At 43.4% G+C, this 25,438-nt stretch carries 21 protein-coding genes and 3 pseudogenes; 12 read left to right on the forward strand and 12 right to left on the reverse strand.

All coding sequences use genetic code 11. The annotated features are described in order from the left end of the window. The 5 genes and pseudogenes from ACTRWI_RS17740 to ACTRWI_RS17760 all read right to left on the reverse strand — a co-directional run. Positions 1-287 (reverse strand): annotated as a pseudogene (locus tag ACTRWI_RS17740) (dienelactone hydrolase family protein); the annotation flags it as partial. Between the two features lie 11 nt (positions 288-298). Next, positions 299-541 (reverse strand): annotated as a pseudogene (locus tag ACTRWI_RS17745) (dienelactone hydrolase family protein); the annotation flags it as partial. A 331-nt stretch (positions 542-872) separates the two neighbouring features. Next, complete coding sequence (locus ACTRWI_RS17750) at positions 873-1,820, reverse strand: 1-aminocyclopropane-1-carboxylate deaminase/D-cysteine desulfhydrase (RefSeq protein WP_499133122.1); 948 nt, start codon at positions 1,818-1,820, stop codon at positions 873-875. Between the two features lie 148 nt (positions 1,821-1,968). Then, positions 1,969-3,225 carry a sensor histidine kinase gene (locus ACTRWI_RS17755; protein ID WP_499133123.1) on the reverse strand — a complete coding sequence of 419 codons (1,257 nt, stop codon included), beginning with the start codon at positions 3,223-3,225 and terminating at the stop codon, positions 1,969-1,971. Beyond that, positions 3,222-3,899 carry a response regulator transcription factor gene (locus ACTRWI_RS17760; RefSeq protein ID WP_499133124.1) on the reverse strand — a complete coding sequence of 226 codons (678 nt, stop codon included), beginning with the start codon at positions 3,897-3,899 and terminating at the stop codon, positions 3,222-3,224. The genes ACTRWI_RS17755 and ACTRWI_RS17760 overlap by 4 nt, the downstream gene beginning before the upstream one ends. Positions 3,900-4,024: 125 nt before the next feature. On the opposite strand from ACTRWI_RS17760, the gene ACTRWI_RS17765 reads away from it, so the two are divergent. Genes ACTRWI_RS17765 through ACTRWI_RS17775 form a run of 3 tightly spaced genes read left to right on the forward strand, consistent with a single transcriptional unit; the run spans position 4,025 to position 6,970 of the window. After that, a complete protein-coding gene (locus ACTRWI_RS17765; RefSeq protein WP_499133125.1) occupies positions 4,025-5,044 on the forward strand; it encodes a glycosyltransferase family 2 protein in 1,020 nt (339 codons plus the stop codon). After that, the gene (locus ACTRWI_RS17770) at positions 5,041-6,510 is read left to right on the forward strand and encodes an ArnT family glycosyltransferase (RefSeq protein WP_499133126.1); all 1,470 of its coding nucleotides are present in this window, start codon (positions 5,041-5,043) and stop codon (positions 6,508-6,510) included. Before ACTRWI_RS17765 ends, ACTRWI_RS17770 begins: the two co-directional genes overlap by 4 nt. A gap of 25 nt (positions 6,511-6,535) precedes the next feature. Then, complete coding sequence (locus ACTRWI_RS17775) at positions 6,536-6,970, forward strand: GtrA family protein (RefSeq protein WP_499133140.1); 435 nt, start codon at positions 6,536-6,538, stop codon at positions 6,968-6,970. A gap of 116 nt (positions 6,971-7,086) precedes the next feature. On the opposite strand, the gene ACTRWI_RS17780 is transcribed toward ACTRWI_RS17775, so the two are convergent. Next, the gene (locus ACTRWI_RS17780; RefSeq protein WP_499133127.1) at positions 7,087-9,462 is read right to left on the reverse strand and encodes a YgiQ family radical SAM protein; all 2,376 of its coding nucleotides are present in this window, start codon (positions 9,460-9,462) and stop codon (positions 7,087-7,089) included. 237 nt (positions 9,463-9,699) lie between these two features. On the opposite strand from ACTRWI_RS17780, the gene ACTRWI_RS17785 reads away from it, so the two are divergent. Both ACTRWI_RS17785 and ACTRWI_RS17790 read left to right on the forward strand, forming a co-directional pair. Then, positions 9,700-10,380: an HI_1241 family integral membrane domain gene (locus ACTRWI_RS17785; RefSeq protein ID WP_499133128.1), complete on the forward strand. Its 681-nt coding sequence runs from the start codon at positions 9,700-9,702 to the stop codon at positions 10,378-10,380. Positions 10,381-10,478: 98 nt separating this feature from the next. Then, positions 10,479-10,679, forward strand: a complete 201-nt coding sequence (locus ACTRWI_RS17790) for a DUF4250 domain-containing protein (protein ID WP_499133129.1) — start codon at positions 10,479-10,481, stop codon at positions 10,677-10,679. A 117-nt stretch (positions 10,680-10,796) separates the two neighbouring features. On the opposite strand, the gene ACTRWI_RS17795 is transcribed toward ACTRWI_RS17790, so the two are convergent. Further along, a complete protein-coding gene (locus ACTRWI_RS17795; RefSeq protein ID WP_499133130.1) occupies positions 10,797-11,708 on the reverse strand; it encodes a LysR substrate-binding domain-containing protein in 912 nt (303 codons plus the stop codon). A 311-nt stretch (positions 11,709-12,019) separates the two neighbouring features. Between ACTRWI_RS17795 and ACTRWI_RS17800 the strand changes: the two are divergent. Further along, a pseudogene (locus ACTRWI_RS17800) lies at positions 12,020-12,397 on the forward strand (5-methyltetrahydropteroyltriglutamate--homocysteine S-methyltransferase); the annotation flags it as partial. Positions 12,398-12,500: 103 nt separating this feature from the next. On the opposite strand, the gene ACTRWI_RS17805 reads toward ACTRWI_RS17800, so the two are convergent. From ACTRWI_RS17805 to ACTRWI_RS17825, 5 genes are all read right to left on the reverse strand, one after another. Then, positions 12,501-12,896: a GspS/AspS pilotin family protein gene (locus ACTRWI_RS17805; protein ID WP_499133131.1), complete on the reverse strand. Its 396-nt coding sequence runs from the start codon at positions 12,894-12,896 to the stop codon at positions 12,501-12,503. 1 nt (position 12,897) lies between these two features. Then, a complete protein-coding gene (locus ACTRWI_RS17810) occupies positions 12,898-13,194 on the reverse strand; it encodes a YciI family protein (protein ID WP_017069992.1) in 297 nt (98 codons plus the stop codon). Positions 13,195-13,381: 187 nt separating this feature from the next. Next, positions 13,382-13,780 carry an acyl-CoA thioester hydrolase YciA gene (gene yciA / locus ACTRWI_RS17815; protein WP_004741235.1) on the reverse strand — a complete coding sequence of 133 codons (399 nt, stop codon included), beginning with the start codon at positions 13,778-13,780 and terminating at the stop codon, positions 13,382-13,384. Between the two features lie 263 nt (positions 13,781-14,043). Next, positions 14,044-14,622: a septation protein A gene (locus ACTRWI_RS17820; RefSeq protein ID WP_499133132.1), complete on the reverse strand. Its 579-nt coding sequence runs from the start codon at positions 14,620-14,622 to the stop codon at positions 14,044-14,046. Positions 14,623-14,731: 109 nt separating this feature from the next. Then, positions 14,732-14,980, reverse strand: coding sequence for a hypothetical protein (locus ACTRWI_RS17825; protein ID WP_499133133.1), 249 nt, complete (start codon positions 14,978-14,980; stop codon positions 14,732-14,734). Between the two features lie 545 nt (positions 14,981-15,525). Between ACTRWI_RS17825 and ACTRWI_RS17830 the strand changes: the two genes are divergently transcribed. The 6 genes from ACTRWI_RS17830 (at position 15,526) to ACTRWI_RS17855 (ending at position 25,351) form a co-directional block, all read left to right on the forward strand. After that, positions 15,526-19,800, forward strand: a complete 4,275-nt coding sequence (locus tag ACTRWI_RS17830; RefSeq protein ID WP_499133134.1) for an ATP-binding protein — start codon at positions 15,526-15,528, stop codon at positions 19,798-19,800. Between the two features lie 14 nt (positions 19,801-19,814). Continuing rightward, entirely contained in the window at positions 19,815-21,011 is a 1,197-nt protein-coding gene (locus ACTRWI_RS17835) for an EAL domain-containing response regulator (RefSeq protein WP_499133135.1), read from the forward strand. Positions 21,012-21,127: 116 nt separating this feature from the next. After that, the gene (locus ACTRWI_RS17840; RefSeq protein ID WP_499133136.1) at positions 21,128-22,747 is read left to right on the forward strand and encodes a methyl-accepting chemotaxis protein; all 1,620 of its coding nucleotides are present in this window, start codon (positions 21,128-21,130) and stop codon (positions 22,745-22,747) included. A gap of 12 nt (positions 22,748-22,759) precedes the next feature. Then, positions 22,760-24,010, forward strand: coding sequence for a hypothetical protein (locus ACTRWI_RS17845; RefSeq protein WP_499133137.1), 1,251 nt, complete (start codon positions 22,760-22,762; stop codon positions 24,008-24,010). 11 nt (positions 24,011-24,021) lie between these two features. Next, complete coding sequence (locus ACTRWI_RS17850) at positions 24,022-24,417, forward strand: phosphate ABC transporter substrate-binding protein (protein WP_499133138.1); 396 nt, start codon at positions 24,022-24,024, stop codon at positions 24,415-24,417. A 352-nt stretch (positions 24,418-24,769) separates the two neighbouring features. Beyond that, the gene (locus ACTRWI_RS17855) at positions 24,770-25,351 is read left to right on the forward strand and encodes a TetR/AcrR family transcriptional regulator (RefSeq protein ID WP_499133139.1); all 582 of its coding nucleotides are present in this window, start codon (positions 24,770-24,772) and stop codon (positions 25,349-25,351) included. The last annotated feature ends 87 nt before the right edge of the window (positions 25,352-25,438 follow it).

Raw genomic sequence — 25,438 nt, forward strand, 5'->3', positions numbered from 1 at the left:
TAATTATTGGAACCAAACACGGTGAACGCATGAGGGGCTCCGCTGTAGGTGATCATCTCATGAGGTACTTTGGCTGATTCCAATTCAGCGGCAAGGCTGCCCAAACCCTGCATTGATATCATTGCGTCTGCCGTTCCATGGAACACAGCAACTGGCGCTGTGGTTTGTTAGTAGGCTTGTCCTTTTGGTGTTGATAGACCACCGAGGAAGGTTACATAAGCTTTGGATGGAATTCCTGCTCTCGCGACTTCTAATACGGCAGCACCACCAAAACAATAACCCATCATCACATTTTTATCTAAGTTACCGCTAAGCCTTTGCGCTTCATCGCGCCTGCATTAAGTAGTGCGCGCATTTTTTCACGGTCTTTATACAACTCTCCCGTGTGTTGCTTTTTATCATTCACTTCTGTTGGGCGAATGTCTTTGCCAAACAGGTCGATAGCAAACACGTTGTAACCGAGTTCGTTGAGCATCTCAGAAAGCTTTTTCTTGTAGTCGGTCAAGCCATCCCAATCGTGTATTAAAAGTACTAGGGGGGCTTGAACGCTTGCTTCGCTCCAGTAACCTTAATACTCCATGCCGTCCACCAGGTAGATGACGTTTTCTCCAGAGTGTGCTGCAAAAGGAAGCAAAACCGAAAACAGACCTAGTGTAGTAAGTACTCGAATACATTAATCCTTCAGGTGACGAGTGACAATCCAATGGCAAGTATAGATAACATTATGATTCTCGCCAAATTGTCAGTTTGGCTTTGATGGATAAAGTAAGAAGGTCTGTTGTCTTAAATGGGAAGAGGTTTAAACGTAAGAAACAATCACAGTAAGCCGTCACTGTGATTGTTCGAATAACAGGTTTAGAAGATTTTAACCATTACCAAGCAGGTGATGCGCTGCTATTGCTGTTAGAACCAGTTGTCTTTATATCAGGATACTTGCGTTGGTAGCGCGGTAACATCGACTCGTTTCCTAAGATGCCACCTTGATGAATATAGATAATGGTTTTGGTTGGGTTATCTACCTGCCATTGCTCTAAACATTGCCACATTAATGGGTCATAAAGCAGATCAAACTCAATCTCAGTTTGCTCCTGAAGATCTAGCCAAGTCTGATAGTCTTGCTTATACAGTTTACCAAAGTGATGCTTTTTTGGGAGAGGCAATATGTGTGGATGTTCGGTTTCGCCAAGCTCATTGAATTGCTGAGTCAGGTAGTCACTTCCACCGACACAAGCGCAAGTTAGCACCGGAATATTGTGTAACTTTAGGTGTTTATGAAGATAAAGTGCAGTGCTTCCTGTGCCTGCTGGTAGTGCCACAACAAAATCGTATTGGTTTTCAAAGCGCGTCCAGCTCAGTATTTCTAATGCCAGTTGCTTCACACCATATTCGGAAAGTTGAGAGCGCCCACCCTCAGGTAACACGATGCACTGTGATTCTGGTTGTCTCACTTGCTCGATGTACTGTTGGGGATGAAGTTCTGAGCCTGTTTCTTTGACTGAAATGACTTTAGCGCCGAGGTCGATGGCACCACGGTAATTGCCGATTGGGCGCTCTTGTAACCATTGAGGTAGGTGGTCGACGTAAAACTCCAGCGTCCAACCTTTAATCTTAGCCAATGCCGCGAGTGAGAACAGAGAGTTCGCTTGCGCTGAGCCGTAGCTGATTAGGGTGGTGATGTCCGGGTGATCGTCTTCTAGCAGCTTCATGAACTTGCGGGCTTTATTGCCACAAAAGTGGGAGTGCAGCTGATCATCACGCTTTAAGAAAAAGGTGTGGTCGTTGTATTGATGCTGAGTTATAGGGCTATTATTTAGTTTCATCGCACTTAGTAAAATGCTGACTAAAAAGCCAGCATTTTAAAATCAAATTGGACTTACGAGTATCTAGCAGGTTATTGGCTCTGTAAACCAACTACATCAAGTTTTCACTCGGTATTGAGTCAATAGATACTAGTGAATTTCGATCGCTCTAAAAGGTGATTTGAGCCGTACATCCACCACAACTTCGGTTGAACAGTTTGAAGTCCCAGTGATAGCGTTGACACAGGTCGTCGACAATCAATAGCCCTAAACCGTGGCCGTTAGGGTTGTATTGATCTTGTAGGCCTTCGCCTTGGTCTTCAATAGTGATGCTGTTTTGAGACAAAGTAATGGTCACAGTGCCGAAATTAGTTGCCGCAATAGCGTTTCTTAGCAGGTTACCAATCAACATATTCATGATAGCGCTGGTGGCTTGAATGGTTGGCTCTGACTCAACGATTAACGATATCTCGACTTCTTTTTCAGAGGCCTGCGACGTGCTTTTTGACATAATAGCTTCTAGTTCTTGTTGACTAAACAAGCGCAGTGGTGCGTCGTCACTGTTTCTTTCATATCGCACGAGGCCAAGCAAGGCATCGACCATCTCAGACATCTGCACGATGGCGTCATCAATACGCTCAACCTGACGAGATTGAAACTCGGTCGTTTCACTTCGGATCAGTAGTTTATTGGCACCACGTGCAACCGTTAATGGTGTTCTCAATTCATGACTTGCGTAGCGTGCAAAGGCTTGCTCACGTTTGATAAGGGAGTTGATTTCTCGACGATATTGATTGAGTTGATCGGTCAGTTGACGGAATTCAATCGCAGCATCGTCACTCACTCCAAATTCTTCGTTGAGGTTGAGTTTGTTTGACTCAAGCTGTGCAGAAAGAGAGTTAAATGGTTCAATAAGCCGTTTTGATAACCTGTAAAGTATTGAACCAAAACAAAAGATTAGGGTAGAGAGCAACGTGAGTATAAACATTGTCGCGTACACTGATTCTGTTTGGTCCAGTTCGATAAGGTCTATCTCAGACAGGAGAATTATAGGGTAGGTTTTGCCTTGGTATGTGTACTCACCAACATAGACCATGCGTGAGTTTGGCTCTTGACCCACTTCGCCAAGGAAGTTTTCTTGGCCTTCGATAAGCTTGTAATATTCTTTAGGCACGAGTGTTGGGTCATTATAAGCCGTGGTTAGTTCATCTATTCTTAATTCACCATTCTCCCCAGCTTGAAACTGGCTGATGGCGTAGTTGCGGTCAATCAGGATTCGCCTTTCGCTGACGCTGTCTTCAGACAAAAACAGTGCGGATATAAAGACCACATAGACAAATGCCGTCATAATTACGGCCATCAAGCCAAAGAAAAGCGCTAAGCGGCCTGTTAGGGTTTTTGTACTAGTGAGAACATTGAGAATCAATTGGAAGACTCCAGACGAAATCCTACTTTAGGAACGGTAATCAGTATCTGGGTATCAAAGGGCTTATCGAGTTGATTTCGCAGTTGGTAAATATGACTGCGCAGTACATCGTTGTTTGGCTCGTCTTCTTCCCATAGCTTGTACGAGATGTTTTCGCGCGTTACTACTTCAGGTGCATTCTGGCATAGCACCTCAAGAATGGTATAGGTGGTTGGATTGAGTGCCAGCAGCTTGTCTTGGCGGTAAGCCTTGCGGGTTTTCTGGTCTATAGTGAGCTCGCCAAATTGAAGCTTGGAGGACGCTACTTTTCCGCGGTAACGGCGAACCAGCGCATTCATTCTTGCCTCTAGAATATCTAAGTCAAAGGGCTTGGTGAGATAGTCATCCGCACCGTGGTCAAAGCCTTTCAACATATCTTCACGGCTATCGAGTGCAGTCAGCATCAGGATAGGTGTTGCGTTTCCTTGGTCTCGCAGCTTGTTACAAACGGTAAGGCCATCCATTCGTGGCAACATCAGATCTAAAATTATGATATCAAATGAGTTGTCCATTGCGAGCTGCAGGCCAAGCTCTCCGTTGTCTGCATAATCGAGTTCCATCCCAATACACTCAAAATAATCAAATAAGACACCTGCAATTTCACGGTTATCTTCGACCAATAGAACTCGTTTCATTTTGAATCTCATACAGAAATAGACAGTAACATTATCCTGGGTGAGCGTGAAAAATATGTCAATAACATAAATTTCACTTATGGGCGCGTAAATTGATCTCAGATTAATAAATAGAAGAACGTATTATGTCTGAACTTCATATTAGCCGACCTGAAGAATCCCTCTCGCAGATCCACCCAGCGGTTTTGCTGTCTATCATTGTGCCTTTTTATAACGAACAAGAGGCATTGGAAGAGTTTCATTCACGCTTAACCAAGGTGTTAGATAGCCTGCAGATTACCAGTGAGATTGTATATGTCGATGATGGCAGTAAAGATAACAGCTTAGACATGGTCAGCTCATTCACCTCTATCAATAGTTCTATTTCTGTTATCGGACTGAGCCGTAACTTCGGTAAAGAGTCGGCTATGAGTGCTGGCTTAGAGCATTGTCGCGGGCAAGCGGTGATCTTATTAGATGCAGACTTGCAAGATCCTCCTGAGTTAATTCCTCAAATGATTGCCAAATGGCGTGAAGGCTATGACGTCGTCAACATGCAACGTCGCCAACGTGACGGAGAAACTTGGTTTAAGAAGTTTTCAGCGGCGAGCTTTTATAAAGTGATGAATGCGGCTGCCAAGATTGACGTTCCAGAGAATGTGGGGGATTTCCGACTGCTGAGCCGTGAAGTTGTCGACCATATTAACCAACTTCCAGAACGTAATCGTTATATGAAAGGCATTTTTTCATGGCCGGGCTTCCGCCAAGCGACCATTCAATTTAATCGTGATGCGCGTTTCTGTGGGGAGACGAAGTGGAATTACCTTAAGCTGATTGGGTTGGCGATGGATGGTATTACGTCATTCTCAATTCGACCGCTGCGTATTGCGACGGCTGTGGGGGGGATAGTTGCGCTGAGCGCGTTTATCTACGGGATGGTTATTGTCTTCAAAACTCTGATGTTTGGTGAGCCAATCACAGGATACCCATCTATGATGGTAGTTCAACTTGCCCTCGGCGGCATTCAACTTCTGAGTATCGGTTTAATGGGGGAATACATAGGTCGTATCTTCATTGAAACCAAGAATCGTCCTTTGTATTTGATCCAGTCTGTGGTTGATACACCCGCATTAAAAACACACTTTAAATTAGAGGAATCGGCATGAGCCTGAATAGAACACACCTATGGTATTTATTGGTTTTTGCATTGGTTCTGAGGCTCTTGTCTTTGGCGACATATCCGTTGATGGATACCACTGAGGCTCGTTATGGGGAAATGGCACGCCTAATGGTGGAAACCGGTAATTGGCTAACCCCTCAGTTCGATTACGGCATCCCTTTTTGGGGTAAGCCTCCGATGTTTACCTGGATGAGTGCGATTGGCATTGAGCTTTTTGGACTAAGCGAGTTCGCTGTCCGTGCTCCGCATTGGTTGGCAGGTTTCGCGACAATTTTATTGGTCGCGTATATGGCGAAGCGCAGCGGACAAAGTGCGTTGGTTGCGGCAGTGGTATTGGCGACCTGTGGCATTTTCTCGATTGCTGCTGGCGCGGTAATGACTGATATGGCGTTAACCTTATCTATGACGATTGCGATGTTAGGGTTTTATTTGTGTTGGCAGGGAGAAGGAAGCGATAAGAGCAATAGAAATTGGGGATATATCGGTTTCATTGGCTTGGCATTAGGTTTACTTGCAAAAGGCCCTGTGGCCGTTGTCATTATGGTTATTGCAGTTTTTCCTTGGTTAGTATTACAACATGGCTTTTTTGGTGCTTTCAAAGTCCTTTGGCAACGTTTCCCACTGTTATCTGGTATCGGTGTAATGTTAGTTATTGCGTTGCCGTGGTACATTATGGCTGAGATCGCGACACCAGGGTTTATTGATTACTTCATAGTTGGTGAACATTTCAAACGCTTTGTGATAAGCGGTTGGGAAGGGGATCTTTATGGATCTGCTCATGATGAAACGCGAGGTATGATCTGGGTATTCTGGATTCAAGCCGCTGCGCCTTGGTCGATTGTTTTACCAATATTGGCATTTGCTCGCCGCAAGAGAATTGCGGAAATTAACGCTGAGAATAGCGGGCTGTTTTCATTTCTGGTGTGTTGGTTAATCTCACCTCTGATTCTATTTACCATGGCAGGTAACATTCTTCCTGCGTATGTGCTTCCGGGTATTCCTGCTCTTGGTTTGTTGGTTGCTATTCTCGTAGTGGAAAAAGATAAGAAGTGGTTCTCCAGCGTGGCCTTGGTTCTGCCAGTGTTGCTGATGATCGCGATGGTGTACCTGAACTTAGGTAAGGCGAACGAGAAGAGTGACCGTATCATATTTGAACAGATTACGGATTCTGCGCCAAGCTTCTACGTGGGCAAGCGACCTTTCTCTGGTCAATTTTATAGCCAGGGGCAAGCGAAGAAACTACTCAACATCGAGCAACTTGATGGTGTCGATAAGTTCTACTTGATTGGTAAAAGAGCAGAAGTCGAAACCAAGATAAAAGAAAATGCACTGAGCTGTATTTTGGAGCCGACTGTCAAAATAAAGCGAGCTTTGTTCACCTGTCATAGCCAGAACGTCAAACCCAACCAATCGTTGAGTCAAATATACATTGGAAGCTATGGTCAGCCTTAACGTAAGCTTACGCGTTTGCAAAGATATGCTTCGGGTGGGTAGCCAAAGGTTACAGTCCCAACAGAAGATCTTTCGGTTCGCTGCAGTTGGTGTTTGTGGGTTTGTTGTTGATTGCGCCGTGTTTGCGCTGCTGCACTATTTAATAGGTTTACCACTGATGAATGCGAGGATAGGTGCTTTCATTGTTGCTGCTACCACAACGTGGTTTGGCAATCGCGTGCTAACGTTTGATTGTAAAGAGCAGGGCAGTTGGTCAGATAAGTTGATTCAATGGCAAAAGTTCATGCTGTCAGCATCAATATCGGCCATACCTAACTTGCTGTGTTTTCAGTTGGTGATGCAACTACTACCCGAATTTACAGGGGCCGTATTTGTTGCAATGGCGGTGGGGATTCTAGTAGGTATGATGACGAACTATTTGTTCAGTCAGCATTGGGTTTTTGCCCGTGAGGCGCAATGATTAGCTGAACTTAGAATCATCAATCGCAAGATACGAAAAAGCGCAGCTAAATAGCTGCGCTTTGTGTTTTTGTGTTTTTGTGTTTTTGTGTTCGCTAATGGTATTGGCTTACAAGGTTAGCGTTGTGCAGCACGTTGACGGTTCTTTCCGTTACCTGTCGGCTTTCCACCTTGGCCATTACCACCTTTATTACGGTTTGGTTTGCCATTGCCTTGTGATTGACCGCCCGGTCCTTTCTTGATGAAGCCCGTTGCTGGCTTACGAGAGTTTCCATTACCGCCACCATTGCCTTGACCACCATTGCTGTTGCCAACAGGTTTCTTACCACCTAATTTAGGCTTATTGCCACCAGATTTAGAGTGGTTACGTGGCTTCTCGCCACCTAATCCTGGTTGAGATTTGCTGTGCTTAGTAGCAAAACGTTGTGAGCCGTGACGGCCAGACTTGCGACGCTGCGCTGGTGTTTGAGCATCAAAGTCATCCTCAGGAACCAAGCAACCAGGCTTATCACCAATCAGGTGTTTTTTCCCCATGTCAATCAAAGCTTCACGAATCAGTTTCCAGTTCTCTGGATCGTGGTAGCGAAGCAATGCTTTATGCAGACGACGTTGACGGTCACCTTTTGGCACGGGGATATCTTCACGCTTTTTGTATTTAACGCGTTTCAGAGGGTTTGTCTCTGAGTAGTACATCGACGTTGCGTTGCACATTGGCGATGGGTAGAAGTTCTGTACTTGGTCACACTCGTAGTTGTGCTTTTTAAGCCACAATGCCAGGTTCAGCATGTCTTCATCTTCTGTGCCCGGGTGAGCCGAGATGAAGTAGGGAATTAGGTACTGCTTCTTACCGGCCTCAGCGCTGTACTTCTCGAACATCTCTTTGAAACGATCGTAAGTGCCCATACCTGGTTTCATCATCAGATCCAGTGGGCCTTTTTCAGTATGCTCTGGAGCAATTTTCAAATAGCCACCTACGTGGTGCGTTACAAGCTCACGCACGTACTCTGGTGATTCAATCGCCAAGTCGTAACGTACACCAGAAGCGATCATGATCTTCTTAACGCCTGGTACTTTTCTCGCTGAACGGTAAAGGTCGATAGTGTGTTTGTGGTCTGTGTTTAGCTTCTCACAGATTTTCGGGAACACACACGACGGACGGCGACAGTTCACTTCTGCTTTCGGGTCTGAACAACCTAAACGGTACATGTTCGCTGTTGGACCGCCCAAGTCAGAAATGGTACCAGTAAAGCCAGGTACTTTATCTTTGATGTCTTCAATCTCATCTAAGATAGATTCTTTCGAACGGTTTTGGATGATACGGCCTTCGTGTTCTGTGATTGAACAGAAAGAACAACCACCAAAACAGCCACGCATGATGTTCACCGAGGTTTTTATCATCTCGTAGGCTGGAATCTTTGCTTTGCCGTACATCGGGTGAGGCACACGCTTATAAGCAAGGCCAAACACGTAATCCATCTCTTCTGTTGCTAGAGGGATTGGCGCTTGGTTAACCCAAAGCTCGCGATCACCGTGGCGTTGAATCAAAGCACGGCCTGAATACGGGTTTGTCTCTAGGTGTAAAATACGGCTTGCGTGAGCGTAAAGAATACGGTCGTTGTTAAGCTTTTCAAACGCTGGGATACGTACTGCTGTCGTCTTCGCATCGTGACGAGAAGGACGAATCGTAATTGGCTGCGCCTTTGGCTCTTCATCTTTTTTGGTATCGCATTGCGTTTCCACTTCGTACGGGTTTACTGGTACGTAAGCTTTGTTTGGCTTTTCGATACGAGAAGAGTCGATGATCTTGTAACCTTCAGGTGCAGCAGGAAGGTTGACTGCTGTACCACGAATGTTGGTTAGGCTAGAGATATCTTCACCATCAGCAAGGCGGTGTGCTACTTCTACTAGAGCACGCTCGGCGTTACCAAATAACAGGATGTCCGCTTTTGCATCAAATAGTACAGAGCGACGAACTTTATCCGACCAGTAGTCGTAGTGCGCTACACGACGCAAGCTCGCTTCGATACCACCCAATACGATTGGTGTGCCTTTGTAGGCTTCACGACAACGCTGAGAGTACACCAGAGTTGCACGATCAGGACGCTTACCACCTTCGTTATTTGGTGTGTAGGCATCATCGTGACGTAATTTGCGATCAGAGGTGTAGCGGTTGATCATGGAGTCCATGTTACCCGCAGTGATGCCGAAGAATAGGTTAGGTTTACCTAGTTTCATGAAGGCATCTTTATTGTCCCACTTTGGTTGAGCGATGATGCCCACGCGGAAGCCTTGAGCCTCAAGAAGACGGCCGATGATAGCCATACCAAAGCTAGGGTGATCAACATAAGCGTCACCAGTCACAATAATAATGTCACAGCTATCCCATCCAAGAGCATCCATCTCCTTTCTACTGGTAGGCAAAAAGGGTGCAGTTCCGTAGCACTCGGCCCAGTATTTTTTGTGTTCGTGAATAGGAGTGATATCGCTGTACATATTTCGACCTCTGATTTTTGAGGCGGGAATTATAGCGGTATGCGCCCTGACTAGCCAGAAGAACATGCCCCTGTTAATTTTGATGTCTTTCGTCATTTTGCTGATAAAAACGACAAAAGAGCCAAACAACAGCATAGTTGAAGCCCTGAATAACGTCGCTAATTTGTGATTTTGATTAGTGTTCGCAGCAGTTTTTGATATTATTCGCGAAAATAAGTCTAGATAAGTAGATCCACAATGGCTGAAACATTATTACTGCAATTTGCTCCAATGTTATTGGGAGCTCAACTGATCTTAACCCTGATTCTGGTAAAGGGTGATATTTGCCCAGGGCAACGTGGTCGTATCCACAAAATGTTACCAGCGATTGGCATACTTTGGCTGGCCGTGGCTTCAGTCAAGGTCGAGGCGTTTCTTGTCGTGTTCGCAATCTTTTATTTTTATTCTCAAGTTCAGACTAAGAAAACACGTGATTCGGGCCCGATTTGGGTGATGTATTTAGCGTGTGGTTTGGCGCTTTTTTATGTTGCTATCCAAGCATTTGAGCAACCAACGGTGGTCGGTCTTATTGCAACATTATTGCTGGTGGTTTTGCTTGGTGCGGCGTTTGCTCATCTACTGCTGACTATCGCAAGAACGCGTTTGCAAGCATTTCACCGCCTTTTGCCGGTTGTAGGTGTATTAACAGGAATGCTGGTAGTACTCGCGACGGTTGTGAACGTTTACTCTCTTTCTGAAGCTCAGTTAGAACTTGTTATCTCAGCATTGTTGTTTAGCTTCGCACTACTTATCTCTTCAATCGTTGTGTGGTGTTGGCATCTACTGTTTGTTAAAACGCCAGAGAAGGTTCAACTTACGGTGTCATTACTAATGTTGTTAGTCGCTGTCGTTGGCCTAACACCAGTTTGGGCGCTGTAAGCATTTCTGTGAGTTAAGAAGTGTGATCTGTTTTTTAGCGTGGGGCGATTAAGCGTTCTAAACTTAATTCTAGTCAGAGTGTTCGTAAGGAGTACGAGATGGATTTAAGTAGCGTCAAAAGCCTAGATAGTATTATCTTGCTGGGAATAGTGAATGAAAAACTGCGCTTAGAATGCGACAGTTTTGAAGAACTGATTAGCATGTATGAAATGGATACAGAAAGTGTCGTAGGTAAGCTAGACATGATCGGCTATCAATACGATCCACTGACGAACCAATTTAAGTCATATGCAAGGTAATCTATGTTTCGTGAATGAACAGGTATCGCGAAACCAATGCTGCGGAATCTAAAAAGTCACAGGTAACCTGTGACTTTTTTGTTTTTGTACGTCTTGTTGAACTAACAACCTATATGGCTAAACGACTTCAATCCCATCTAGGTGGCTCTTACTCTGCTGCCTTGCTGTGCTGAAGAATGCTTGCAGGTAACGCTTGTCTTTCTCTGAATTTCTCACCGCAGCGAATAGTCTTCTTGAAAGCCCTTTACCCAGGGGTTTATTAGCAATTAACCCCTGTCTTGAAAACTCACTGATTGCCCAGTTTGGTAAGGCTGCAACCCCTAACCCGGCTGATACCATTTGCACTAACATCAAGGTGTTGTCTGCTTGCTTCCATTTCTTAGGTTCAATACCTGCAGGTTGCAAGAAGTGTTTCACCACATCTAAACGTTGTTTTTGAACCGGGTACGAGAGCATTGTGAGATCGCTAAGATCTTGTGGATCAATGCTTGGCTTCTCAGCCAAAGGTGAGTTAATTGCAGTGATCAATCGCATCTCGAAATCGAAAAGTGGTTCATAGTGGATCTCAGAGCGAGGCTGAATATCTGAGGTGATCACCAGATCTAACTCGCCAGCCATTAACGCAGGTAAGGGTTCAAAGCCAAAGCCGGATGAGAAATCAAGAGTTACGCTTGGCCAAGCAACTTGATATTCCTTCAGAGCAGGCATTAACCATTGAAAACATGAGTGACACTCGATCGCCATATGCAGGCGACCATTAACGTCTTCTTTCAGACTCGCGAGTTCATTCTCTGCTTTAGCGATTCTTGGCTGAATCTCATCAGCGAGTTTTAGCAAGATCTCTCCCTCTGAGGTGAACTTTACAGGCCGAGTTTTGCGTAGGAACAACTGCCCACCAATACGCGCCTCTAGATCCTTCAATTGATGAGAGAGAGCCGACTGAGTCAGGTGCAGAGAGGTCGCTGTGGCGGTGAGTGAACCGCTGTCTCTTAAGGTCGTCAATGTTCGCAGATGTTTAAGCTCTATCATGAGTATTCCTCATATTCCCTAAGCCAATTCAATATTTTTTAATAATCACCCTACGGGGTTTTTTACCAATTGTAAACGTCTAGATGTCCAGATGGATTTAGTTAAATTAACCTCAGGCTGATTGATGATGAATATTTTAATAAACAAGATGAATATTTGGACGTTGTTCATTGAGCTGATTCGTTAGATGGTTTAGCCATCCAGACGGCTTTTTGAAAAGCGCAATTTTCAAAAGGCCCTAATAATTATTGAATAAGGAATAGGTTCATGACGACAACAACGCATATTCTTGGCTACCCACGTATCGGAGAAAAACGCGAACTCAAATTCACACACATATGTTTTACAGCGAGTTCAACGAAATCATTGATTCAGTCGCCTCATTAGATGCTGATGTGATTACTATTGAGACGTCTCGTTCGAACATGGAACTGCTTAAAGCTTTTGAATAATTCAACTACCCGAATGCGATTGGCCCAGGTGTTTACGATATTTACTCGCCAAACATTCCATCACAAGAGTGGACTATTGGTCTGTTTAAGAAAGCAGCTGAGAAGATCCCGGCAAGACGCTGATAGGCAACCTCAGGTTGCGGCCTAAAGACTCGCAATTGCGCAGAAACAGCACTGACTAACCTAGTTTTCGCGACTAAGGAGTTGCGTAAAAAGTGGGAGTCTGAAGAAGCTTAACAATCATAAGAGCTAGATGACTCACAACAAAAAGCCTCGCTACTGCGAGGCTTTATCGTTCATATTTGTTCGAATCTCGAATCTCGAATCTCGAATCTCGAATCTAGCTGTCGGTCTGACACGTATCCTTGCTGATAAGCTTCTCGACCATCAGTTGTCCGCGTGTGTTACGAATCTTGATGTTGTAAGCCAAGCCCATATCTAGGTTTGCTCTTACCTCTGAGTTAGTGCAGTAGCTATTCACACTCATATCGACAACTTGGTTTAAAGGCTTAGCACCTTTAGCATCTTGGTTGTAAATCATCATGATTTCTATCAAGGTGTTTTTCGCCATAACTCGCATAACTGATAGTGGGCCATACTCAATCGGCAGGCCAGCAGATAATACGCCAGCACGGTGCTGCGCCATCATCTCGAGTTGTCTTTGTTGGTCTTGCTCACTTGAAGCGCAGCCTGCAAGCAGAACAGCCGCCAGTGAGCTAATAATCCATTTTTTCACGTTAAAATACTTTCTTGAATGGTTTTACGATGACATTTTGGTAGACGCCTGCGTCAATGTACGGGTCTGCGTCTGCCCATGCCTGTGCGTCTTCTAAAGAGTTAAAGTCAGCGATTACCGTTGAACCTGTGAAACCAGCTTCGCCAGGGTTATCTGAATCAATCGCTGGCATTGGGCCCGCTGTTAATAGGCGGCCTTCATCGTGAAGTGTTTGTAGGCGCTCTAGGTGTTGTGGGCGAACACTGAGGCGTTTTTCTAATGAATTTTCGACATCTTGAGAGAAAATCACGTACCACATATTGGCATATCCTTATTTTACTTCACTGAATTTAGGAGATTATAAAATAGCTATATTGCTAATGTACGCGAACTAATTGGTATTGGAAGAGCTAATGATAAGAAATTGTGAATTGGTGCGGGAGACTTGTATGGTCTTTAGTGGTTTCACTGGTTGAGACTAAAGACCATTCCCGAAGCAAGCTGGCTTATTTTTTAATGGTTCGAGGTTTGCCACTTTCATCAACGGCTACATAGTTGAATGTTGCACCACATACCTTGTAGCGGTCGCCAATGCCGTGATCCAGAACCGGTTTAACCCATACTTCCAAGTCGATATTCATCGAGCTCCGACCGATCTTAGTGCAATCGCCATAAACACATACCACGTCACCAACGGATACGGGTTGCTTGAATTCAATGCTCGATACTGACACGGTAACTATCTTGCCGTTAGAGATCTCTTTGGCCAAGATGCCGCCGGCCAGGTCGAGCTGAGACATTATCCAACCACCGAAGATTTGACCTGCTGCATTGGTATCAGAAGGCATCGCTAATGTGCGAAGAAGTAGGGAACCAATTGGGTTCAAAGTTGATTGAATCGTCATTGTTGTACTCTTGGTGGTATTGATTATCTAAATAAAAACAGAAGTGTTGGTTGGTGAAGCGCATTTGCAAACGAGCGCAATGAACAACAGAGATCAGATAGCCAATAATTTAGTGCGATTTACATTAAATAATAGGCTTTATTTTGACCAGTTTCCGCAACAAAAAAAGCCAACGGCCAATGATCACGAGTATCATTGGCCGCTAGGTATAGCATATTGACAAGAATTGTAACAAAAACGGAATGAGGACTCACCCCTTTGGGTTACTTCTCGTCAGTAATTTTATCAGTTAGTTCTTGCTGCTCTTTTTGTCGTTTTTCTTTTGGTAAATGCTTATAGATGTAGACGCCAGTAAGCAGCGTAAATAGTAATGTTGCTATTAGCAGGCCAAACACCTTGAAGTTAACCCACACATCTAATGGTAGGTTAAAAGCAACATATACGTTGATGATTGCGCAAAGAGTGAAGAAGAATGTCCATGCCCAGTTGATCTTGCCCCATACCGCATCCGGAAGTGTAATCTCTTTGCCCAACATGCCTTTAATCGCAGGTTTCCCCATTAGGTGGCTTGCAGTTAGGCCAATAGCAAATAATGCATAAACGATAGTGACTTTCCATTTAATGAAGTTGTCGTCGTGCAAGAATATGGTCATTCCACCAAATACCGCGACCATCAGAAACGTTATCACTTGCATCTTTTCTACTTTTTTGTAGATGAAGTACGTCAAAACGATTTGAAGTGCAGAAGCGACAATCAATGCCCCGGTAGCCGTATAGATGTCGTACATCTTGTAGAGCGCGAAGAAAATGATGAGAGGGATGAAATCAAGAATCTGTTTCATGTGGACTGAATATCCGGTTAGTTGAATTACCGACAGTCTAACCAAAATTGCCTCGATGCTAAATAGCCCGAGACAATTAGGTACTATACCGGCGTTGTTAAGGCGCAATTCAACGGGTTGGCGTTGTTTGGTATCTAGAAATTAGCTTTTTGATGTCTTCTAGATAGCCTTCACTTTTAAGGTTATCTAAGGTGTTTTCTAATTCTTGTTCACTCATCGCGAAACAGGTTGATTTTCCTGTCGTAAGGTCAAGATACTCATGATATTCGCGCTCAGTAAAGTGGCCAACTCTGTCCATTAATAGGGTTTTAATTCCATGATGAATTAAGCCGTAATATGTATGTCTTTGTAAGGTCATAGCCTATCCTCCGTGACAAGCGGCAGTGATGATAATTAGTGCAACCTGCTGTACATTGGTTGGGTTATCTATAATAGGCAAATCTAATGCCATTTTGTCTAGTTTTCCGGAACATTTCCCGTGCCAAATTGAAATAATCACTTTTTCAATTAGTTAAATATCTGAGTGCTCTGTTCTCAGAGCGACAATACGTGGCTGCTGAGTAATAGTTTTATTTTGAGAGGCAATTTTCGCTTTCAATTTGAGAATGAATGTGCTGTTGTTGAGTCAAACTGATTCGCTCCCATATCGAAAAGCGTTTGTTTTTTGGGTATTAGTCTTGGTGATTAGCCAATTGAGATTGGATTCATGCGTAAGCTAAAGAGTTTCAATTTGAGAAACTGCCGAAAGTAGACGGGTGTATTATATCAGCATGCGAAAACTCTTACTGCATGAGTGAGAGGTTAGCTTATTAAACAGTATCAATATTTTGTTTAACGCTACTTGCTGAATGGTTGTTAAGTTGACGTTATAAAGTACGCTGCTGCTATAACGTCAGGTTTATCATGTACCGTATCTTTTTCTTCCAGTTATTTTCTTTGATTACATTGGTGTTTTTCGCATCACACAAAGCACAAGCTGATGAATCAATTCAGCTGGGAATTCAAATCTCAGATTTTGCTCCTTATGCTCAATCACAACAAGGAGAGGTTTCGGGTTTATTGCCGGACTTAGTTGATTTCTACGTGAAAGATGGACTTGATGGTGTAGAGTTTGTTGGTTACCAGTCACCGTCTGAACTCAACAATATGCTAAATACGGGTGACGTGGACGCCATCATCACGGCAGAACAAAATGTTTCAAGTGGTGGCATTATCTACTCGAAACCGATTTTATCGAGCCGAATGATCAGTTTGAGCAGCGAACCTATCGAGAGTCATTTGCTCATGAAAGGGCGCAAGCTTGCATACTTTGAAAACTCGAGCAATGCATCGTCTGTGAAGTCCTTACTTCCATTTTCTTCATTTGAATCATACTCATCATATCAGGATGCGATAGCCGCTGTTGCACGTGAGAAAGTTCTCGCAGTTGTGGATGATGGCGTGTTGTTACACAGTAAGCTGATGAATAGCCCCTACGATGCATCACTGTCTGTAAATTTACATGATGGCTTGCCTCTGAATAACTACGTTATTGCTCTTCTTGATACTCCTGAAAATAGGAAGCTATTGAACATCATCAATACTTCAATTAATCAAGATAAGCCTAATCAAATCGTTAATGTCCATAAGAAATGGTTAAACGAAATACAAAGGCGTCTGTTACTGGTTGTTAGCAAAAATAAGTTGTTATTGACGGAAAAAGAGCAGCAATACCTATCACTGAACCCCAATATCTATGTGTCGTATATTCGTGACTCAAAGCCGATTTCATTTGTGAACAGTGAAGGGCAGCCTGATGGTATCTCTATTGATATCTTGAATGAGATCTCTCGACTTACTGGTCTAAATTTCATTTTTGAAAATGACTTCGGTATCGAAGGGAACGACTTACATACGGTTTCTCTACCCCTGATCCATACTAAAGCGACTCCTTTTGCTGGTGTGGACGATCGTCACCTTTACTCAAAACCTTATATGGTTGAGCCGTGGGCGCTGATTGGTAAAAGCGATAGTAACAAGGTCGATGTGTTTGGTGAGCTTTCTCAGAACGCTATTATCGGTACTACTGACGATAGCGTTGGCTCCCAATTGGCCAAGCGTTACTGCGAAGCTTGCCCAATAAAAAAGTATGACTCGGTTGAGCAAGTATTAAAGGCGGTTGATAAAGGGCAAGTTGACTCTGCAATGCTTTCTTTGTATCTAGCATCACCGCTTCTTCAAGGGCAGTATTCAGGGTACTTGCGAGTAATTAGCCTGCTTTCTAAAGACAATGATATTCCTGTGGCTTACAGCGTGGAAGCTGATCAAGAGATATTAGGAAACATCATCAATAAAGCGCTGTTTGCGATTCCAAATCATAAATTCCAGCAAATTAAAAAGAATTGGTTAGATGTTTCTTACGAATCTGGAGTTGACACTAAAGATGTGATTCTGGGTGCTGCCATTCTTATTTCTGTCGCATCCGTTCTTATCATGGCGATTATGGCATGGAGCTGGAAATTAAGCCGTGAGGTTGAGGACCGTAAGCGTGCTGAGTCTGCGTTGAAGCATCAAGTCGAGTTCGAGCGTTCACTACTTAACGCAATGCCATTTCCAATTGTGGTACGTGATCTAGATAACCAACTTGTGAGTTTTAACAGTGTGGCTAGGGCACTTAAGGATTTTGACTTAGTAGAAGAAGCAATCATTAATAATCCAGACGAAGACACCATGATCCACAAAGGGAATGTTTTGCCTCGTTTGGAAAAAGAGGTGGTCTCGCCATTTGGCAGTAAGCATTACGCATACTGGAAGTGCCCGTACATTTCCAATGGAAATATCGAAGGTTCAGTAACGATTCTCGATGATTTGACTGAATTGTATGAAGCGAAAAAAATCGCTAAAAGTGCAGATGACCGCGTCCAACAACTCGCGAACAATTTACACGGCGCGGTGATACAACACATCCAGCCTAAGCGAAGCTTACACGATATCGAGTTCGTGTTTATCAGTAATGGAATCGAAGAACTTCTTGGGCTTACGCCATCTCAATTACGTCGTTCTCCAATGAGCTTCTTTGCGCCGTTAAATGCGAAAGATCGCCGTACTCTGATTCGAAAAATACGTTGTGGCAATAATGATGGAAAATTGAGTCTGGATATTGGCGTTAATATCGAGAACCAGAATCGCTGGCTTAACCTACAAAGCAAAATATCCGATCGTGGTGATTACTACGAGTGGGACTCTGTACTGACGGATATTACTGAGCTAAAGCAGCAGCAAGAAGAGCTCACTCAGGCAAGGCAGAGTGCGATTGCTGCTACCGAGGCGAAATCGAGATTTCTAGCCAACATGAGTCATGAGATCCGCACGCCTCTTGGTGGCATTGTGAGTTTGTTAGAGCTTTCCGAGCAATATGAAGTGGGTCATGAAGTACAAAAGATTCATACCACGTTAAGCCAGTCCGCTAATAACTTATTGCACATCGTTAACGACATTCTTGATTTCTCTAAAATTGAGGCAGGTAAGCTGACTTTGGATTACCAGCCTGCAAGTCTAGATACCTTGACTCTTAGGGTAACTCAACTGCAGGCAAGGCAGGCGCATGCCAAAGGTTTGCAGTTTAAGTTCTGGCTAGACCCTGAATTAAAAGACTCGGTTTTGATGGACGACATCCGCCTCGGCCAAGTACTGAACAACCTGTTGAGCAATGCGATTAAATTTACTGAACATGGAACTGTTGGTTTAACGACGAAGTTAGTCTGTCAAAACGATGGCCAACAACAAGTCAGTTTTGAGGTTTTCGATAGCGGAATCGGCATTAGCGAAGAGCATATCCGAAATTTATTTAGACCTTTTGTACAGGCCGATGAAGGCACTACGAGAAAGTATGGTGGCTCGGGCCTTGGGTTGACTATCTCAAAGCAATTGATAGAGCAAATGGGCGGGACACTGAACGTGACAAGTAAGGTGAACTTAGGTTCAACATTTACTATCTCAGTACCTCTGACATCACTTGATGATAACCAGTATCAAGATATGACAGGTAAAGTCGCTTTGCTCACCAAAACCTTCATGCAGCATCAAGAGTTGGAGAGTTACCTGACATCTTGGGGGATTAAGGTGATTGCAAAGAGCTTGCAAACTACGAAAGAGTTAGCGCATTGGGTAGAGACCATTGAGCCTGGCTTTGTGTTCATCCCTCATGAGCTTGCTCAGAGTATTGATTCTCCTTACGAGAGCGTGAATTTTATTTGTCTAAGCGAACATGGAATGCTTTCACCTGCACCTTGTAAGTTAGGTTGGAATTTATCGGCGAACCCATTACTGCCTTCACAGCTAAGACACTGCTTAAGCAATAATCCAACCTTTGTCGAAGAAGTCGTAAAGGAAGAAAACAACTTACGATTAAGCAACGAATCACGCGAATCGGCGATGGAAAATGATAGGCTGATATTGATTGCGGAAGATCACCCAATCAACCAACAGATCATTATTAAGCAGATCGAGCAGCTAGGTTTTCATGCCGATATGGTAGATAACGGTAGAGAAGCGCTAGCGGCGCTCGATAAGCAAGACTATGGCTTACTTATAACAGACTGTCATATGCCTGAGGTGGATGGCTATGAGCTAACGAAACAGATTCGTTCGAAAGAGCAAAGTCACAATATACCTAGATTGCCTATCATTGCACTGACAGCAAACGCTGTTAAGGGTGAAAATGACAAATGTTTTGAGATTGGCATGGATGACTTTTTGTCTAAGCCTACCAAGCTCAAAGTGATTGGTGACACGATCAATAAGCATCTTATGAAAGGTACACCGGCTGTTAGCCCGTTAGCGGCCAATGATGCGAGCGTCGAACCTAGCCTTGCACCCATTGATATTCAAAACCTGATGGAATTATTTGGAGATCAGGACCTCATCGAGCAGATCATCAAGGATTTTATTCAGAGTCACTGCTCAGACTTGCCTTTGTTACTCGCTGCATGTGAGAGCGAGAGCCTCGATGAGATCAAACAAGTTGCCCATAAAATGAAAGGTGCAGCGAAGATGGTTGGCAGTACTGAGATGGCTGACCAACTGCAACAGCTAGAGGACGCCTCTGCAAATCATAGAGGTGGATACTTAGAGTGTTTCCATGAAGTGGAGCGACTAACGCAGAAGTTACAAAGCTTCTACACTACGTATGCTCAATAGGCTGGTGGAACACTATGGATCAAAATATTATTGTAATTGAAGACCACCCTTTTCAGTTGAATGTCATGACCATGGTATTGAACAGCTTAAGTGTCGGTATGGTTCATTCTTTCGAGTGCGGGTGTAAGGCGTTAGACCACATTGAACAGTCTTCGGTCGACCTAATCTTGTGTGACCTCAATATGCCAATGATCGATGGGATCGAATTGCTAAAACGGTTAGCTAATTTGAACTTCAAGGGTAATATCATCATAACGAGTGCTGAAAACCAAACCGTGCTCGATGCAGCTAGTAAAATGTGTAAGGCATTTAATCTCAATTTATTGGGTGTATTAGAAAAGCCGATTGATCGTTCCCGGTTACTAGAGTTGGTAAGTAGGGATACTAAAAAACCAGAGTCGGTTTCAAGTTCAAATCGAGATATCGTGATCACTGATGAGGACATCGTAAAGGCAGTCGAGAACCAAGAGATGGTTCTGCACTATCAACCTATCGTCTGTATTCACAGCGGAGAATGGAAGGAGAGTGAATCTTTGATTCGTTGGCAGCATCCCCACTATGGTGTCCTTAGTCCATTTTTCTTTTTGACGCGTCTCATTGATTCAGGGTTCATGCTGGATGTATTGAAGCAGTTACTTGAGCAAGCGATTAACGATCAACGCTTCCTATGCAGCCGCAGGTTTGTTTTGAACTTAACAGCGAAAGATATGATCGACGGTGAAATTGTCGATCATATCTTTAAGCTTATCGATAACGGTAGGTTAGATGTTGAGCAGATCAAGCTTGAGTTAACGGAGTCCGACCTAGTTGAAAGTGTTGCGCTTGCTTTAGCTTCTACAACAAGAATATGTATGCGTGGTATCCCACTCGCGATTGACGATTTCGGAACGGGTTACTCTTCACTGAAACAACTCGAGGATCTGCCATTCTCTGCATTGAAACTGGATATCGACTTCGTTAAAAACATCCAGCAAAGCCGCTCGAGTCGAGCTATTGTGAGAGCTTCACTTTATCTCGCTAAATTATTGGATCTAACGACCGTAGCAGAGGGCATTGAAGATATATCAATTTGGAAAGATATACGTTCAATCAGTAATAAAGACACATTGGCTCAAGGGTATTTTATTGCACGTCCGATGCCAGCAGATCAACTGCCTGAGTGGAAAAGTAGCTGGGAAAAGAAAATAACCGAATTCAATTTACTGGCGTAGAGATAATAGGGGAGCCATTTAAACATAAAGTGATGTCTGTTTAGTGAATGTGTTCACCGATAAAAGTGAACTGGCGGTAACATTATTATCAATTTGCGCTAATTCAATAGAACCTTATGCTACTGTCTCGTTATATCAATATAAAAGTACAATTCGTCGTTCTTTTATCTATTATCTCGCTCAGTTTAGCGGCGATAATAACCATTAATGTTTTTATTCACCGCGATAATAGCCAAAGACTAACTCAGTTAGAATTAAGTTATTACCCTGCATTAGAGCACGCCACTAAAATTCACTCGCTGCTGCCCAATGTTCAACAGCAGTTCGAAGCTGCTGTGATCATGGAAGATGAGCAGGCTCTCGACTATGCGCGCCAAATATCCTCTGAACTTCAAGCTGAAGCAAGTAAAGGGGCCAATGTTTTACCTTCACAGGCGCAAGCATTCAACAAACTGTCAAGCTCGCTAAAAAAGTACACGGATTCCGCGTACGCATTAAGTCTAGATTTTATTAACCTGAATGACTCCTTCGAGAATTTGACAGCAAGATCGAGTACGCTCACTGCTGAATATAATTCGTTACTTGCGACAAGTGAAACGCTTCGCTCATCAGCGAGTAAAAATGTAGTAAACACCATATTACATTCAGAGAATGCCGCAAACGATGCTGCTCAGCAGTCAATCTGGCTTGGCGTTTTCTTTGTCTTGTCTGTTTTTATGGTGGGCTATGCGATTTTCAAATCTGTCATCAGTTCAATCCTGCTTGTCACTGAGAAAATGCAGGCAATCGCAACGGGTGATGGTGATTTAACCGTTCGCATCGATTATTCCGGCAAAGATGAAATAGCAACCTTAGTACAAAGCGTTAATCAGTTCATTGAGAAGCTTCAAGGGATCATTGCAAGCACGTTAAGCATTGGGCAAGAGCTTGAGGTTGTGAGCGACAAAATCCGTACTGAGTCCAATCAAACCTTAGCCTTGAACAGCACCCAGCGTGGTCACATCGAAGAAGTGACTGACGCGGTCAACAACATCATCGCTCTGATTGAACAAGTCGTTGGCTTTGCATCACATGCAGACTCCCAAGCTCAAAAGGCCAATACCAGTGCTCAAACGGGTACTCAAGTAGTGCTGAAAACAAGCCAAGAGATAGAAGAACTGGCGAGCAATATTCGTGATACCGCAACCAAATTGAAAGAACTGGACAAAAATGCGAGCAATGTTGGCTCAATTTTAAGCACGATTCAAAGCGTTGCTGAGCAAACCAATCTATTGGCCCTAAACGCGGCGATTGAAGCAGCTCGAGCAGGAGAGCACGGGCGCGGCTTCGCAGTCGTTTCTGATGAGGTACGTGTGCTCGCCAATAACACTCAACAATCAGCAACTGAGATTAATGCCTTACTCGGTGAGCTAAAGTCGGGTTCAAATGCGGCGGTAGGTGCGATGGACCAAGGTCTCGCAAGCTCTTCTCAAGCGGTTGAGGATGCACAAAACGCCGGTGATTACCTATTAGAAATTAGCGGACAGGTCGAAGAAATTACTGAGTTGAACCGTCAGATAGCGAGTACGACAGAGCATCAAGCCCGCGCTTCAAAACAAATTCATACCCATATGGATGATTTTAGACAGTGCTCTCAACAAGTTTCTCAGTCTACCGATCAACTAGAAGCTCTGAGCCACCAGTTGAGTGGCATCGTGACAGAGCTGAGTAAATCAACATCACAATTCAAAGTATAACGGAGAACAATAATGACTAACTCCCCATTTCGCTTATTGCCTGTAGCAGTGGCGCTTGCAGCATCGTTTGCTGCACATGCTTCAGATGAGCAAAAATTGGCCGAGCTAGAGAAAAAGGTCGCTATCCTTGAAGCGAAAGAGCAAAACTCAATTGCTGATAAATTTAGTTTCAATGGTTTCGCATCTTTGAACATGCAACTAGGTAATCAAAACCATGGCTTCATGAATTCGGAGAATAAAGTACTTTTTGATGAAGGTTCTTTGTTTGGTTTACAAGGTGAGTTCGAAGTTAATACGTCGACTTCAGCCGTTGTTCAAATGGTTGCTCGTGGTAATAAAAAAGAGAACTGGTCTCCAGATATTGAGTGGGCATTCTTAAGCCACAAGTTTACGCCGAACTTAACGGTTCGTGGTGGTAAATTACGTTTACCACTGTTCATGTACTCTGATTATCTAGAAGTGGGCTACGCACAAGTTGGGGTACGAGTACCTAATGAAGTGTACGGTTCAGTGGTGCTGACCTCTCTAACGGGTGTCGACTTCATTTATGATGTAGAGCTGGATGACAGCATGCTATCGTTCCAAGGCTTTGCTGGTTCACAGAAGCTTTCGGGTTCAAGAAACACCTACAAAGCTGATACTCAGTTTGATGATATTACTGGTGGTGTTGTCAACTGGACTGATGATACTTGGACGCTTCGTGCTGTGTATGCCCAGACTGTGGTCAGTTCTGCGACTAACTGGAATGTGGGCAACAATGAAGTATTGAATACGACGTTTGATGACGATAAAGCGAAGTTTTATGGTGTGGGTGGTCGATACGAAAATGGCAACTTAATGCTTGTTTCAGAAATGACACGCACAACTGTTGAAGGATTTCTTTACGATGTGGACTCAGCTTACTTAACTGCAGCATACCGTCTAGATGAAGTAACGCCTTTCGTTACCGTGTCACACATGAAAACGCAGGACGATAACGAGCGAAATGCAGAAGCTAACCGTCAGCTTGCAAATCTACTTCAAAACCCAACTAGTGCGTCTGCGAAATACGCATACGGTTCAGCAAAAGCATTGGCTGACAAGCTAAACACACAGCGCACAACATACAGCATTGGTGCTCGTTGGGACTTCCTACCGAATATTGCGCTAAAAGGTGATATTAGTTACCTAACTGGCTTTGGTTCAACTAATGGTGGTGTAGCGTCGGAATATAAGAACGAAGATAACGTTTTGTACACTTTAAAAGTTGATGCGGTATTTTAAGGAAGAAAATCATGTTGAAAAAAACATTAGTAGTCGCTGCTCTTCTTAGTAGCATGAACGCATTCGCTGGCCTAGTTGTAGTTGGTAACCCTGCTATGTCTGAGCTTGATGCTTCAACGGTTAAGAAGTTGTACTTAGGAAAAGCCAAGTCACTACAAATTGAAGCGGTTGATTTGGAAGACGGGCACCCAAAGAAAGGTGAATTTCACCAAGCTATCACTCAAAAAACCGAAGCGCAGTTGCAAGCATATTGGGCAAAGCGCGTATTTACGGGTAAAGGTCAGCCACCTAAGGCTGTTGGCCAGGAGAGCCTAGCAAAAGACATGGTTGCTAGCTCGACAAATACGATTGCTTATATCGACGAATCTTTAGTTGATAGTACAGTTAAAGTGATTTTAAAGCTTTAATTTTATATGTGGCGCTCAATGTGAGCGCCGCTCTTACATTGGCTTACGTCTAAGTTAATCTCTCTTACATTTAAGCTTGGTGGCCTTACTAAACCCTTACATTTAAGATAGTTAGCCTTACAAAACCCTTACATGATATTGCTTGGTTATATGCTATTGTTTCTTATGACAATTATTCAGTTTGATTTTAATTATACTATTTAAAAGCACATTAATTTTAGATTTTTAAGTTTATATTTCTAAGTTTTGATTATCTAACGGTGTATTAAATGTGTGTTTTTTCATATTGAGATTGTTTCTTAGAGTTATAAAATGTGTGGTAAATGTAAACAAGCGGGCGGGATATAATCTGATGCCAACAGAAAAAAGAGAAGAAATATTAAGTGCAGCAGAAAAGTTATTTATTTCTCAGCCTTACAATAAAGTATCAATTCGCTCTATTGCCAAATATGCAGGGGTAAGTCCTGCTTTAATTCTTTATTACTTCAATAATAAAGAACAGCTTTTTGACCAGCTCATTGAAGAGCATACAAATCGATTTAAGGAACAGTTTTCAAAATATCAAAGAGTGGAAGGGATACAGCTACAACAGTTAATCTCAGAGCTTATTGAGTTTTGGGAAAGTGCGCCAAATATATTTTTATTATTCACTCTTGGTGGAAACTCTTTTAATCACGACAATGTGCAAAGGTTAAAAGAATCTAAGTTCGGTTTCATCTATCACAAAACTCTTGAAAACCTCCTTTATTTAGTTGATGGCTGTAACGAATCCAACTTTCATTATTATCAGATGTTGGTAAGTTCACTGGTTTCTCAGCCTTATTTAGAGACTAGACAGCAAAAGTACAACTCTGAGAGCTCGACATTTAACTTGATGCAGTACCAAGAAGTTATCGCAAGCTTGTTTAAGAAAGAAAATAGCTACGTTTACTGAGGTGTTTAGAGCATCAAAAAGGCTCAAGCCTGTGAATTTAGCTCAGCAATGACCTTATCTTAAAACGTAAAAAGCCACTCATAGAGT

The sequence above is a fragment of the Pseudoalteromonas sp. G5_S1_14_S5 genome (assembly GCF_054968605.1).